Genomic DNA, 14,837 nt, shown 5'->3' with positions numbered 1-14,837 from the left:
ATTAGCACCTGAAACCCTTGCTATTACGTTGATTTTTGCCAAAATTGAAAAAGTTGCGAGGCGCACGAATACATAACCGATAAGTTATACAACTCTATCAATGACTATATACTACACAGACAACTTAGAGTGAAAAGTTAGGTTAAACAGAGATGGTAATGCCGCAACAAACATCAGAGCGGAAGGTATTACAGGGGTAACGCATTTAATTCGTCATCTTTCGGATTCCTTTACCCAAGCTATACCTTTAGGGGCCGGGAACGGCCGGGCCCCTACGATAGGTGGCGTTTATGCGTCAGTCTTGACTGTCGAAAACGTCAATTGTATGACCTACATTTTGCAACTTAAATCCCCAGCTTTTTGACTAAAGCGGAGATTTTCGCCATAGTCTACGGGGCAATCAATGACAGTCGGCACATCTTGCCTTAAAGCTTCTTCCAGGGTGGGAATAAACTCCGCCACTGAATTCACCCGATAGCCTTTTAACCCCATACTTTCAGCAAACTTGACAAAATCGGGATTGCCAAATTTAATAAATGCTGAGTCGCCAAATTGATTGTGTTGTTTCCACTCAATCAACCCATAGCCACCGTCATTAAAAATCAAGGTGACAAAGTTTGTACCGACTCGCAGGGCGGTTTCTAGTTCCTGACAATTCATCATAAAACCGCCATCACCGGTCACCGCGACAACATTGCGATCAGGATGGACTAATTTTGCCGCGATCGCACCCGGCATGGCAATCCCCATCGCCGCAAAACCATTGGAGATAATGCAAGTGTTGGGGCGATCGCAGTGGTAATGGCGTGCCATCCACATTTTATGAGCACCGACATCGGAGATAACGATATCTTCGGGTCCCATCACCTGACGCAAGTCATAGATGAGTTTTTGCGGCTTAATCGGAAACTCCTCATCATTAGCATACTGTTCATAATCCGCCCGAATATCAGAGCGTAATTCCACCGCATGGGGCGTCGCCTTGCCTTCCCGATCCGCTTGTTTCATAATTTCATTGAGCGAATCCGAAATATCCCCAACCACTTCCACCAAAGGAATATAGCTGCTATCAATTTCAGCGTGGCTAGCACCAATGTGAATAATCGGAATCTTGCCGTCTGGATTCCATTTCTTCGGCGAATATTCAATTAAATCGTAACCCACCACAATCACTAAATCTGTCTGATCAAAAGCGCAGTTAACGTGATCGCGCTGTTGTAACCCGACTGTCCATAGGGCGAGAGGATGGGTATAGGGAATCACACCTTTGCCCATAAAACTATTGATCACCGGGATATTCATCCGGGTGGAAAATTCTGTCAGGGCTTGTGCCGCATTGGCGCGAATTGCCCCATTTCCCACTAAGATTAGGGGATTTTTTGCCTTGGAGATGGCAACGGCTGCTTTGCCGATACTCCGGAATGAGGCATAGGTTTTCTCCCGTTCATCTTTAGCCAAGGGTTCACCTGTAACCGGCATGGCGGCAATATTTTCCGGCAGATCAATGTGAACTGCCCCGGGTTTCTCACTTTGAGCCAGTTTAAATGCTTTGCGGACAATTTCCGAGGTATTACTCGGACGCACAATTTGCGTATTCCACTTGGTTACGGGGGCGAACATTGCCACCAAATCCAAGTATTGGTGGGATTCAATATGCATGCGATCGGTTCCCACCTGTCCCGTAATCGCCACCAGCGGGGCGCCATCTAGATTGGCGTCAGCTACCCCAGTCATCAAATTGGTTGCCCCAGGTCCTAAAGTAGAAAGGCAGACGCCCGCCTTCCCCGTTAACCGTCCATACAAGTCCGCCATAAAGGCTGCTCCTTGTTCATGGCGGGTGGTAATGAATTGAATGGAAGAGTGCTTGAGTGCTTCTAGCACATGCAAGTTCTCTTCTCCAGGCAATCCAAAAACATATTCGACGCCTTCATTTTCGAGGCATTTGACTAGCATGTCCGCTGTATTCATTTCACCCATCTCAGTTTTCCCTCAACATTCATTGGTTATCTGATGGTTTGTCCGATGTCCTATTTCGTCGCCATTGATGCCTGCTGAAATTCAAGCAGAACAAGTTAGAGGGGGGCCAAAGCTAGGACTGGCTGTTAGCTATCCCCGGTAAAGATTCAAAGCTAAGGATTAAATCCTATTGTTAAAATTCTGTTTTTTTAACAATAGCTTCTACTACTGTCTCCCGTCCATAGTTATTAACTATTTCACCCAAACGGTTTTGATGTTGACAAATTCGTGAATTCCTTGTACTCCTAATTCCCGTCCATAGCCGGAACGCTTAATCCCGCCAAAGGGTAAGCGGGGGTCAGATTTAACTAATCCGTTGATAAAGACAGCCCCGGCTTCAATCTCCTCAATGAGTTGTTGGGCTTCGGTTTCGTCCGCTGTCCACGCACTCGCCCCTAAGCCAAAGGGAATTGCATTAGCTTTAGCAATTGCCGCGTTAATGTCAGGAATTCTAAACAATAACGCCACTGGACCAAAGAATTCTTCGTTATCGGCGGGGGTTCCTGGGGGGAAATCCGCCAAGATGGTGGGGGGGTAAAAATGACCTGGGCGATCTAAAGGTTTACCACCAATCAGCACCTTGGCTCCCCCGGCTATACAAGTTTGTACCAGTTGGTCTAATTCTTGGAGAATGCTGGGCGTTGCCAAAGGTCCAATATTGGTTGTCTCCTCCATGGGATCGCCCACATTTAGGGCTTTAAATTTTTCAACCAAACGCTTTTCAAACTCATCTGCGATCGCATCGGCTACAATGAAGCGTTTAGCGGCGATACAGGATTGACCATTATTGATCATCCGGGCGGTAACGGCGGTGGAAACGGCGGCGTCTAAGTCGGCGCTTTCGAGAACAATAAATGGATCACTCCCGCCGAGTTCTAGCACCGTTTTCTTCAGGTGTTTCCCAGCGGTGGCGGCTAAAGACGCCCCTGCGGGTTCACTCCCGGTTAAGGTGGCGGCTTTGATCCGAGGATCACTGACAATGGCTTCGACTTGATTGGCGCCAATTAATAAGGTTTGGAATGCCCCTTCCGGAAAACCCGCTTCCTTTATAATGTCCTCAATCGCCAAGGCGCATTGTGGCACATTCGAGGCATGTTTCAAGACACCGACATTCCCCGCCATTAACGCGGGGGCGGCAAAACGAAAGACTTGCCAGAAGGGAAAATTCCACGGCATTACCGCTAGAATGATACCTAAGGGCTGATAGCGGACAAAACTCTGGCTGGCATCTGTGGTAATATGCTCATCTGCCAAAAACTTCGCGGCGTTTTCGGCGTAGTAACGGCAAACCAAGGCACATTTTTCCACCTCTGCGATCGCGCTTTTGATGGTTTTGCCCATTTCTAAGGTCATCAGTTTACCGAACTTGACCTTATCCCGTTCCAGAATCTCCGCCGCCGCGTTCAGCCATTTAGCCCGTTGCGCCATTGGCGTTTTCCGGTAAGACTCAAACACCTGTTGTGCCAGGGTGAGTTTGGCTTCTATCGACTCATGACTTAGTGGCTCAAAGGTTTTGAGCGTTTCTCCCGTTGCTGGGTTAATTGTGGCGATCCCCATAGCCTTCCTCTTCGACTCCATTACTTGAGATGGAGTTAGCTTTTTCACTCTCAAGTCTACTGCGATGCTGTCTGGTAAAAGACAATACCTTTACATTGCTTTACATTTTAGCAGATGGAGACGGTTGACAGGGGTTTTTCGTCAAATAATTTTGATTGACCTCCGGTGATCAAGGCGTCTCCTCTGCCCAACGGAATGCCCAAACCTCCACTGTCTCTTCGTTTTAGCCCACAGATTCAGTTTCGCGATCGCGCCGATGCTGCTGGATATAACGGGTGCACTCAAGTTTGTCCGTTGGGGGTTGAGGTACTTAGGGCTTAAGGTAGGTGACTCAATAAAATATGAAAATGACAAATGACAACTACGCCGAATTTTCCAACGCTTCAACGGGCAAACGTTCGGGAAATACCTCAGGAGAAAACATTTCCCATAACACTTGAAGATAGGGTAAGATGATTTGGATTTGCTGCCGAGAAAGACGTTTGCTAAATTCTAGCCCTAACAGATGAATCATGTGCCGGACTAATTCCCAACCCACATTTAAAGATGGATAGAGCATGACACACAAGGGAAATAATTCTTCTTGGATGGGCGCAATACTCTTTTCCAAAACACAAAGCCACAAGTAAACTTGGAATAGTTCCACATCCCGAATACTGGCAGATTTCACGCTAGGGTTTGCCAATCTACCACTATAACAATGATAATTCGGATGTAAATCGATAATTCGGGTGGCAATTTGCTGAGAAATCAACGCTTGATCGGGTAAAATCTGCCGTAGCAAAACCAACGCTAATGATTGATGTTCATAGTTCGCGGCGGCTTTGTAGAGACGTTGTAATGGCATATACAGACAATCATCAATCACCTGAAAATAAACACTCACCGTAGCTTGCTCCTGAGGTGATAGTGATTTCAGGAGAAACCGACCACTATAGTGAAACTGTAGACTAACAAACGCAATCACCCTGGGGTCAATTGCTGTGTAGTTGTGTCGCAGGCGACCTAACTCTGATGATAAAAATAAACATAAACGTTCGGGGGTGACTTGATCGGCATAAGCCAGCAATACTTTCTCATAGATTAAGTAAGTATCTTTAGTAATTTGCCAAGGGTCAATTAAGCGATAGTTAATGCCTTGCCGTTTGATTTCTTGGCAGAGTAAAGCTTCGGTTTTTATCCAAGATTGAATCATTACCGTTCGCAAGGAATCAAGTAACCGCTGAGCTGTAATGGCTCGTAATCCTGGTGAATTCGACTGCCACGCTTTTTCGGGAATACTGTGTTTTTGGACATATTTTTTTGCCCATAGTTTGGATAGCTTTTGTATGGTAGCCACCTTCGCCGTCTGTGACGGTTGAAAATTGCCTAGCTTATCCTTGGTACTCATGACACACCCCTTGTCTAGAACGTCGATGTAGTCTGCAAAATTGCGGTAGCTGTAAAGTTAAAAGTTCCTATGGATTTTCCCAAACCCCCAACCCCTGGGAAGAGTTTGTGCTTGATAACTTGTCAACAAAACCCGCCCTTATTCAAATGTAAAAAAAAAGTTTATTTGGTATTTAATGTTACACTTTATTAAGTAGGTCTGATTACTGAGTTGGTGTTATAGCACATTTGCTCGCCAATAGCTGCTTATTTTTCTGCCACCCAACCCTTTGCATCTACTCACCAGTCAAAGGATAGTCTTTTTTGAAAAAATTCTCAATAGTCAATTACTGAATGTGGTATCGCATTCATAAAAGTTAAAGAAAGGAAACAGGGGTGCGGGGGATATGGGAGATAGAGGATAGGGGGAGATAAGGGATATGGGGATGTTCTGTGGTTAACTATTCCCCGCAATCCAATCCTGTAAAATTGGATTAACCACATCAGGGGCTTCATCTTGAGGACAATGCCCTAAACCGTCTAAGGGGACAAATTTTTCCACGGCTGGAAAATTGACCCATTCTTTTGCCTCAGCGATGGGTTCCCAGGGATCATCCGTTCCCCACAAAATCAGTGTGGGACAAGATAACCGAGGTAATAAGTCTTCGGGTAGAGGTCCAAAGGAATAGCGGGTAAAGGCAATAAACACATCAGCCGCACCTACATCAGCCGCCGGTGTCATCAGCAAGTCCACTAATTCATCGGTCACCGCCTCGGATTGGCGATAAGCTTGCAATAAAATTTTACGCACAACCTGTGGCTTAGCCAGTTGACGGAAAAAGAGTTGTCCCACCCACTTAATCCCCAGTAACCTTTGTACCATAGGTGCGCCGATGCGACGATGCCAGGGTAATGTAACTCGTTTGCGATCATGGAGCATCCGCAAGGAACAGTTGATCAGGGTAACCCCTAATACCATATCTGGACAATCCACAGCCGCTTGCATTGCTACAATACAGCCAATTGAATTCCCAACCAAAAATGCTGGAGTCTCCACGACTTCCCGACAAAAATCTAGGACTTGTTGTCCCCAGGTTTCAAAGGTATACTCCACCTCAAGTCCTGGCGTAGGTTTGGCAGAGGCACCAAAGCCAATTAAGTCAATGGCATAACACCGACAGGATTCGGCTAATACGGGTAAATTCTTACGCCAGTGTCCGCAAGAGGCGCCAAAGCCATGCACCATCACAACCGCAGGTCCAGAATTGCCTTGGACTTGATAGGCAATGGGAAAACCTCGCCATGTCCAGATGTGAGTGTCTCTTTTAGGGGGTTTGGGCAGGGTTGAGGAGGGAAAGGTCATGACGATTCGCCAGAGTACAGGTTTACTATTTACATTTTGTAATACAATAACCCTTTTGAGATTAGGGCGCAAAAAAACGATAATAGCCAAACCCGCTCGACAAGAGGCGCCATAGCCCGTCTCTACACTCAGAACTATTCTTGTGTCAAAATTAACATTAAGAAATTTTTTGGTGCGTCCCCTATGCTGGTGCAAACGTCTGCTGCGGTTATTCCGTTTCTGGGATCGGAAATTCAGGCATCCTACAAAGCGTCAAACGTGGTTATTTTGCCGATTCCCTACGAGGCAACCACAACCTATCGTAAAGGCACAGAAAATGGACCCGATGCTCTTTTAGAGGCATCAATCCAGCTAGAATACTACGATGATGAGTTGGAACGGGAGATTTGTAAAGACGCCAAGATATATACACATTCCGCGATCGCAGATACCCGATGCGGGCAACAGATTTGTGCCCAAAAAATGCTTCGGGATACTCGCGAAACCGTATCTGGGCTTATCGATGATGGTAAATTTGTGATTGCGATTGGCGGTGAACATAGCATAACCACAGGAATCGTAGACGCCTACCGCCAAAGGAGTAACGAACCCTTTACCGTGGTGCAAATAGACGCCCACGGAGATTTACGCCACGAATACGAAGGATCAATTTATAACCACGCCTGTGTGATGCGCCGGATTGTGGATATGGGGTTACCCACATTACCCGTCGCCATTCGGAGTCTGTGTCAAGAAGAAGCCGATTTAATTAAAGAAAAATCCATCCCTGTGATTTGGGCGCGAAACATTGTCAACAATCCCCATTGGATAGACGACGCGATCGCGACTATCGCAACAGAGCGAGTATTCATTACCATTGATTTAGATGGCATCGATCCGTCGGCGATGCCCGGGGTTGGCACTCCCGAACCGGGTGGGCTGAATTGGTATGCACTCACAAGCTTTTTGCGACGATTGTTTGAAACCCATCAGGTGATCGGTTGCGATGTGATGGAGTTAGCCCCAGTGGTTGATTCAGTTGTCTCCCAATTTAGTGCCGCTAAACTGGTTTACAAACTTATCGGCTATCAAACTCTGACACAAAGGTGGTAGCGATGGCTGGAATTCACTGCCCGATCCAAAATGATTGGCAAACGGGAAGGGGAAAAAGGGAAGAACTAGCATCCAGTAGAACACACACCGTAACACGATATGAGTCTGAAGGAAAAACAAGGCACACCCATTGGCAGTTATGCTCCCGATTTTGAGCTTTTAGGCATTGATAAGGATGTTCACCACCTCTCCCGGTACCTGGAAAGGTGGCGAGGAGTGGCGGTAATTTTTTTGAGTAATAACTGTCCCTACTCAGCCGCTCATATAGACAGACTCAAACAACTGCAAACCCGTTTTCATGAGCAGGGATTTACCCTGATTGGCATTAACTCCAATGATGCTGATCAATCTCCCGAAGATAGCTTCAGCCAGATGCAGCAGTTTGCCCGTAGTAGAGGGTTGAATTTTCCCTACCTGTGGGACCCAACTCAGGATGTGGCACAAGGATTTGGTGCTTCAAAAACCCCAGAAGCCTTTGTAATTGATGAACAGGGGGTCTTGCGCTACAGTGGTCAAATTGACGATAATACCCAGTATCCCGAAGCGGTTAACAAAGCATACCTCAAGAATGCGATCGCGGCGCTACTGGCTGGGGAAACTATCTCGCCCAAATCAACTCCCACCCAGGGCAGTCCTCTAGTATGGCGCAACTAGTAGGGGGAGCCTTTCATCCTGAAAGAGACGTAGCAGGCTACGTCTTTTAGCAGGGGGAATGCAAGCGGATCAGTGGTTGAAACCACCCGGAACGAGTAATACTTAGCTTGAAGCAGTAATACAGCAAGAATTTGTATTTTAGTAGCACGGGTGTTAATCATGTTATTTGATGATCGACATTCACGCACTCTGTCAGAATTATCGGTAGACTGTTATCGTATGGGCAAGGCAATAGTCAAGAAAGAAAGAGTCGTAGCATGGGGATGAAATACCGACGGGTTTTACTAAAAGTGAGCGGTGAAGCCTTGATGGGCAAACTGAGCTACGGCATAGATCCAGGAGTCGTTCAGGGCATCGCTGCCGAAATCGCCGAAGTGGTGGCAAGTGGCATCCAAATGGCAATTGTCGTCGGTGGTGGCAATATTTTTCGCGGTTTGAAAGCGGCTGCAGGCGGAATGGATCGGGCAACCGGTGATTATATTGGTATGATTGCGACAGTCATGAATGCCATGACCCTGCAAGATGCCTTAGAACAAATGGGGATACCTACCCGTGTGCAAACCGCGATCGCGATGCAAGAAGTGGCAGAACCCTATATCCGCCGCCGTGCCATTCGTCACCTGGAAAAAGGGCGAGTGGTAATTTTTGGCGCAGGTTCAGGGAATCCTTTTTTTACCACGGATACGACGGCGGCTTTGCGAGCTGCCGAAATTGATGCGGAGGTTATCTTTAAAGCCACTAAAGTTGATGGGATTTATGATTGTGATCCCCAGCTAAATCCCCAAGCTCATCGCTATCACACGCTCTCCTATAGCTATGTCCTCGCTCAGGATCTGCGGGTGATGGATAGTACAGCGATCGCCTTGTGTAAGGAAAATAATATCCCAATTATGGTATTTGATTTGACAGGGCGGGGTAATATCCGCCGCGCTGTTCAAGGAGAATCTGTCGGAACATTTGTGGGAGGTTTTTGTGAAGTTAGCTGACGCTGAAAGCCAAATGAAGAAAGCCGTTGAAGCAACGCAACGGAGTTTCAATACCATTCGTACAGGTCGGGCGAATGCGAGTCTGTTGGATCGAGTGATGGTGGAATATTATGGCAGTCCCACCCCTCTGAAGTCTCTGGCAAGCATTAATACGCCAGATGCCACCACGATTACGATTCAACCCTATGACAAGAATACGCTGACTCTGATTGAAAAATCGATTTCCTTATCGGATATCGGCTTAACCCCCAATAATGACGGTCAAGTCGTGCGACTGAATATTCCACCCTTAACCGCCGAACGCCGCCAAGAATTTGTGAAGATGGCGGGTAAGTTAGCCGAGGACGGAAAAGTCTCCATCCGGAATATTCGTCGTGATGCCGTTGACTCGGTTCGTAAACAGGAAAAAAATAGCGAAATTTCTGAAGATGAATCCCGTGATCTGCAAGACCGAATTCAGGAATTGACGGACAAGTACACGGCTAAAATTGATGAATTGTTAGCGGCAAAAGAGGAAGATATTACCACGGTTTAACCTAACTTGCTCCAGTTCCCCACCTGTCTCGTGCGGTGGGGACGGATAGAGAGTTTTGAGATGAGAGCATTATTTAACAAAAAAAAATGACCCATGACAAGGGGGAATTTTCTCCTCTTAAATCCCCTGTTAAGAGTATCCTATTCCTTGAGTTTATTGTTAAACTATGTCAGGGGTTAAAACTAAATACCACAGTAATACCTCCTTAGCACACTCCTGAATTTTTTAATCCTTAAAGCCTAATGTTTGACTGCATTATTGTTGGGGCAGGTCCTGCTGGGGGAACTGCCGCCTATCACCTCGCCAAGCGAGGGCGTTCGGTACTGATTCTAGAAAAAGACTCTTTACCCCGATACAAGCCCTGTAGTGGTGGTGTCTCCCCAAGCGTGCAACAGTGGTTTGATTTTGATCTGGCACCGGCGATCTCCCAAAATGTGAGCCGAGTCCGCTACACCTGGCAAATGGATGATCCGGTGGAGGTCAATCTCAAAAAACAAAAACCTGTCTGGATGGTGCGGCGAGATGTTTTTGACCAGTTTTTAGTCGAACAGGCAAAACAGCAAGGCGCTCAACTGCAAGATCAAACGACTGTAACGGGTATTGAATTTAAGGGCGATCGCTGGCAGGTTAATACCACCAATGAACCGATGGCAGCCCGTTATCTGATCGCCGCTGATGGTGCGAATGGTTCTATGGCAAAATGGTTGGGCTTTAAAGATCGTCCCCAGCGTATGGCAGTGACGATAGAAGCTCCCAAGTCAACCCCTCAAACCGGTAATCCCACTATCCATTTTGACTTTGGGCAAGTGAAAAATGGCTACATCTGGAATTTTCCCAAAGCCGATGGCTATTCCGTCAGTGTGGGTACGTTTAAGGGGAATGACAAGCAGGATTTACAAACGATAGGAACCAACTATATTCAGCAACTCGGTATTGATCCGAAACTCTGTCAGGTTCACAATCACCCAATGTGCCTGTGGGATGGTAACCAAAAGTTACATGGGCAAAATGCGCTGCTGGTTGGCGATACCGCTTGTTTGGCTGATCCGTTTACGGCTGAGGGAATTCGTCCCTCTATATATAGTGGAGTCAAAGCGGCGGAGGCAATTGATGCGGCTTTAGGGGGTAACGCCAGCGCCCTAACTCAGTATACCCAGGTGATTCAGGACGAATGGGGTAACGAGATGGTTTGGGCGAAACGTTTAGCTAGTGCCTTCTATGGCTTTCCCAAAATTGGCTATAAGGTAGGCGTAAAGCGACCTTCAGCCACTCTGATTATGCTGAAAATTTTATCCGGAGAATTGAATTACTCAGAGGTGGCAAATCTGGCAATTAAACGTTTGAGTGGCGGATTCTTCTCACGGTAGGTTGTTTGTCATTTGTCATTTGTCATTTGTCAGGGGACAAGGGAGTCGGGGCGGGCGCGAGTTAAATCTGGGTGAGGTAAGAAACAAAACTCACGCCCCATCCCCTATGCGCCAAGTGAAGGGTCAAAACTTCCCCAATCCCCCAACACCATTAAAAATCCCACGGTAAGTGATCCGTGGGATTTTGCTACCTCGAAAGAGTTGTATGAGAAAAGTCCGGTTCACTTATGCTAACCACCATCTTTATGGGCAGCATATTTGATTAAGGTTCAAACACCGCTTAGCTTAAGGAAGCATGACTGCGATCATAGCTAGTACGGAAACCAGAATTGGGTTTGCCTTGAATAGAATCCCAGTGGCTGAGGTTATCAACATCTAAGCCGACTTCATTGGCTGCTCGATTGAGCATGGATTGTTGCCTGTTCTTGACGGCGTGATGGTGACGCATCATTAAGGCTCTAGCTTGTTCTTGAGTAGACATTTGTTTATTCTCCGATTGCTTTAGTGATATTTCACTGTTTTTTTCCTTACACAATAACTATAACAAGAAAATTCTGTAACAAACACTACAGAATCGCTTTATTTACAAATCTTAATGTTATGGTTTTGAAACATAACCCCGTTAGACAGACAAGTTGTCTGATCACTAAGGCAAGTTAAGCTAGATCACAGCAAAGGGTGCAGTGATGGGAAAAAATTTCCCCCTGCTGCCCTAGAAAGGCGGGTTGAGTTAAGTTTCAAGACAGTGGCAAAATATTTGTCAAACCCGCCCCTACACCTGTGCAGGCTCAGATTCAGGCAGAATGCGGACACGGGCAAACTTGAGTCCTGTGATTCCTTGTAGTCTTTCAACGGTGCTGGATTCGATATGGCTATCCACCCAACCTTCACGGGCGAGGTAGCGTAAGTATTGTTGATATTCTGTCCACTCGGCTTGGGTGGAATAGACGATAGTCAGCATTCCTGGTTGGGTGATGCGAGTTTGGGTGGTAGCGTCTAGGGCTTTATCAATGCGTTTTTTGACAATTTCGTAGCGGGTGTCACGGGTGCTACTGCGTAAATCGAATATTTTTTCGGTTTGTTCGTCGTGGAAAATATCAACCGTGGTTTCTTGTACCAGTACCAGATGAGTGACTTGTAACGGATTGTCAAAGCGATCGCGAATATGAAAACAAGTCCTCGCACAGTCACAGATAGCCCGTAGCTGTTCGTAGCGCAAACAGTGGAGATGGAATAAGGTAAACTGCGAGTTGATCGAAGCGCCCGCATAGATCATGTGATCGATACCATCGGTGAGTTCATGATCACAATAGTGGGGGATAATCTGCTGCATCCGGATTTGCCACCGTTCCCAAGTTTGCCGCAGTTGTTCGTTAATCTCATAGATCATTCGATCATAGCGATCGCGGGCGGTATAAACACAGCCATGAGGATTGGCGCAGGCTTGTTTGTAAGCTCTCACCGCTTGAGGCGCCCCATCGCCACAGTCTTGGAAATAATCAAAATAAATTTCCAGATGATCCCTGAGATATTGAATCGCCGTCACCTCAGCCTCCGCCATCACTCCTTTTTCCAACTGTTTAATATAGGTGGACAAATCCAGGCGCAGTTGTTGCAACAAAGGCAAGTGTTGGTATTGGTTCGCCGCATCCACCACCGCCATTGCCAAATTGAACTGGCTGAGTAAATCGGCTTGGATAGATCGATTCCGTTCACTCGACGAACCCCGGATATCAGAAATCCCGTACATCGGATGGACATCAGTAAACACAATCGGTTCTGGGGGGAGTCCCCAACTGCGGCGTTCCGCTTCTTCTAAGAAACGCCATTCTACGGCGGGATGGATAGGATTAAATTGACTTTGAGCCGCTTGACGCAGGGCGGCGGTTAAGGCGGGGATCAAGGCGCAAGCATGGTTGATATCCAGGGAATCGAAGTTATGAGTCTGATCACTCGTCAGCCCTACCATTCCCATCAAGTTTTGGCTGGGGGTTTCGGCTTCAGCTGCAGAAACTGTTAGGGGAATCAGCAACAGGGAACGGGCGCCTTGGTTAAATAACGTCTGTTCAAACTCAGTGTGACAATCACTCTCTAAGTTAGCGACTCTCCAAACTTGATTCCCTTGGGCGGCTTCCTGGAAATGGGAACCTTCCAGGGAATCCCAGGAATAGACTTGGGTTTGAATAATTTGACCATCTTTGCTGGTGAAAAGTTTGACCTCTTGGTGCTTCACCCGCAACAGCAGAATTTGATCGGCGCGAAACAGCGATCGCATTTTTTGCTCAAATAGGCGAAACTTCTCAGAACGCAAGAGGGAGTCGCGTTCGATTAGCAAGCTAATCAGTTGTCGAATCGTTTCTTGGTGGGTAACATCCAATCCTTCCCACAAAAGCTGACCCCTAACCTGGTAATTGTCCAGGTTTAAACGCTCCTCCCAGGTGGGGTTAAGGATAATTTGCTGAATCGGTTGTTTGGATAGATCGATATCTGAAAATTCGTTAATTTCCGGATTAATCCGCTCAACGTTCAGATGTTGCGATCGCAGCCAAAATTGTACACAATGGGGTTCGCCACCGTGGGGATTATCGAGAGTGGCAATAACGGGTTCATCTAAAAAGCGCCATTGGGTATGATTAATTTTATATACATCTCGTAATATTAGTGCCAGTAAATGACGCCGATATAACTGTTCTAGGGTTTTAGCATCAACATTTGTAAATAAATCAAATAGGTGAATGCCCTGGTTTTGTAAGTTACCCGTGGGAGCATTCATCCCGGTTAAGCGGCAAAAGGCATCATTAGCATAATACAGCGTAAAGTTTCCCGGCTCAACCCACGCCATCAACAGTTTGCTATGGTGCTGGAAACGCGCCAACCAATCACTATTTACCGAATTCGCCTGATTTGTCATGGTGTCGCGATCGCGGAATGTTGATTCATCACTCACCTGTTGACGATGAGAATGTGAATTAGACATCGCAGGTATATTAACCTCCAGGGAATCGTCTGGAATGTGTTGTCGGTTGTTGTTCAACATCAAGGTAAACCGGTGATGACACCATGAGCCGTTTTTCCATTTGATCATAGAATTTAAAACTTGACAAGTTAAGAGAAATATGATCTTAAAGTTTTGCAAGATTTTTCTCATAAACAACTCGTCATTTATCACTGACTCAAGCGACGTTCGTAGTAAGCGCTTTAGCGCCATTCGTTCGTAGTAAGCGCTTTAGCGCCATCCAATGAATTTCGTAGTCGGTAGAGTGAGTTAAACGGTATTCAATTGAGGAAATAACCATTAAATTTGATATCCGCCGTAACCCACCAAAATGGAGTAGATATTACGATTAAATCGGGCGCACGTCAGTCATCCGTGTCAACTTAAAACTTTGTATAACTAGCGCTCAAAGTTTAGATCCCCCTAAATCCCCCATGGAACAAAAGCGAAGCATCCTTTGGCTTTCCCGTGCAATAAACGCGAAGCATCCTTAGGTCTCCCCCTTTTTAAGGGGGACGGAAGGGGGATCTAAAAGGGGGACGGGAGGGGGATCTGAAGGGGGACTTTGATTAATTTCTGGTTCCCCCCGTGCAAAAAAAGCGAAGCATCTGCTGGTCTCCCCCGTGCAATAAACGCGAAGCATCCTATGGCTTCCCCGTGCAATAAACGCGAAGCATCCTTAGGTCTCCCCCTTTTTAAGGGGGACGGAAGGGGGATCTATAAGGGGGACGGAAGGGGGATCTTAAGGGGGACGGGAGGGGGTTCTGAAGGGGGACTTTGATTAATTTCTGGTTCCCCCCTTTCCAAGGGGGGCTAGGGGGGATCTCTTATTAAGTAAGTAAGGGTTTCAACCTTAAGTTGACACCAATGACGTCAGTGCGCCCCTACGGTTTCTGGGCAAAAT

General features: G+C 46.7%; 11 protein-coding genes. 5 read left to right on the top strand and 6 right to left on the bottom strand.

All coding sequences use genetic code 11. From position 1 onward, the window contains the following. Window positions 1-330: 330 nt before the first annotated feature. From RIM23_RS06275 to RIM23_RS06260, 4 genes are all read right to left on the bottom strand, one after another. On the bottom strand, window positions 331-1,977 hold the full coding sequence (locus RIM23_RS06275; protein WP_446365425.1) for an acetolactate synthase large subunit: 1,647 nt from the start codon (window positions 1,975-1,977) through the stop codon (window positions 331-333). Window positions 1,978-2,208: 231 nt separating this feature from the next. Further along, window positions 2,209-3,573: an NAD-dependent succinate-semialdehyde dehydrogenase gene (locus tag RIM23_RS06270; protein ID WP_446365424.1), complete on the bottom strand. Its 1,365-nt coding sequence runs from the start codon at window positions 3,571-3,573 to the stop codon at window positions 2,209-2,211. Window positions 3,574-3,934: 361 nt separating this feature from the next. Continuing rightward, window positions 3,935-4,963, bottom strand: a complete 1,029-nt coding sequence (locus RIM23_RS06265; RefSeq protein ID WP_446365422.1) for a hypothetical protein — start codon at window positions 4,961-4,963, stop codon at window positions 3,935-3,937. Window positions 4,964-5,398: 435 nt separating this feature from the next. After that, on the bottom strand, window positions 5,399-6,304 hold the full coding sequence (locus RIM23_RS06260; protein ID WP_446365420.1) for an alpha/beta fold hydrolase: 906 nt from the start codon (window positions 6,302-6,304) through the stop codon (window positions 5,399-5,401). A 183-nt stretch (window positions 6,305-6,487) separates the two neighbouring features. Here RIM23_RS06260 and speB point away from each other — a divergent pair, with 183 nt between their 5' ends. The 5 genes from speB to RIM23_RS06235 all read left to right on the top strand — a co-directional run bounded on the left by speB (window position 6,488) and on the right by RIM23_RS06235 (window position 10,938). Further along, complete coding sequence (gene speB, locus RIM23_RS06255) at window positions 6,488-7,396, top strand: agmatinase (RefSeq protein WP_446365418.1); 909 nt, start codon at window positions 6,488-6,490, stop codon at window positions 7,394-7,396. Window positions 7,397-7,495: 99 nt separating this feature from the next. Next, window positions 7,496-8,050, top strand: coding sequence for a thioredoxin family protein (locus RIM23_RS06250; protein WP_446365416.1), 555 nt, complete (start codon window positions 7,496-7,498; stop codon window positions 8,048-8,050). A gap of 257 nt (window positions 8,051-8,307) precedes the next feature. After that, on the top strand, window positions 8,308-9,036 hold the full coding sequence (gene pyrH / locus RIM23_RS06245; RefSeq protein ID WP_446339554.1) for a UMP kinase: 729 nt from the start codon (window positions 8,308-8,310) through the stop codon (window positions 9,034-9,036). Further along, window positions 9,023-9,571, top strand: coding sequence for a ribosome recycling factor (gene frr, locus RIM23_RS06240; RefSeq protein WP_446365414.1), 549 nt, complete (start codon window positions 9,023-9,025; stop codon window positions 9,569-9,571). The genes pyrH and frr overlap by 14 nt, the downstream gene beginning before the upstream one ends. Before the next feature lie 242 nt (window positions 9,572-9,813). Continuing rightward, complete coding sequence (locus RIM23_RS06235) at window positions 9,814-10,938, top strand: geranylgeranyl reductase family protein (RefSeq protein ID WP_446365412.1); 1,125 nt, start codon at window positions 9,814-9,816, stop codon at window positions 10,936-10,938. A gap of 280 nt (window positions 10,939-11,218) precedes the next feature. On the opposite strand, the gene RIM23_RS06230 is transcribed toward RIM23_RS06235, so the two are convergent. Together RIM23_RS06230 and RIM23_RS06225 are read right to left on the bottom strand one after the other, a co-directional pair. Continuing rightward, entirely contained in the window at window positions 11,219-11,419 is a 201-nt protein-coding gene (locus RIM23_RS06230; RefSeq protein ID WP_446365411.1) for a hypothetical protein, read from the bottom strand. Between the two features lie 291 nt (window positions 11,420-11,710). After that, window positions 11,711-13,975, bottom strand: coding sequence for a GAF domain-containing protein (locus RIM23_RS06225; RefSeq protein ID WP_446365409.1), 2,265 nt, complete (start codon window positions 13,973-13,975; stop codon window positions 11,711-11,713). Window positions 13,976-14,837 lie beyond the last annotated feature (862 nt).

It is taken from the genome of Coleofasciculus sp. G3-WIS-01 (assembly GCF_040223135.1).
Lineage (GTDB): Bacteria > Cyanobacteriota > Cyanobacteriia > Cyanobacteriales > Coleofasciculaceae > Coleofasciculus.
This window is presented reverse-complemented; position numbering and strand designations above follow the sequence as displayed.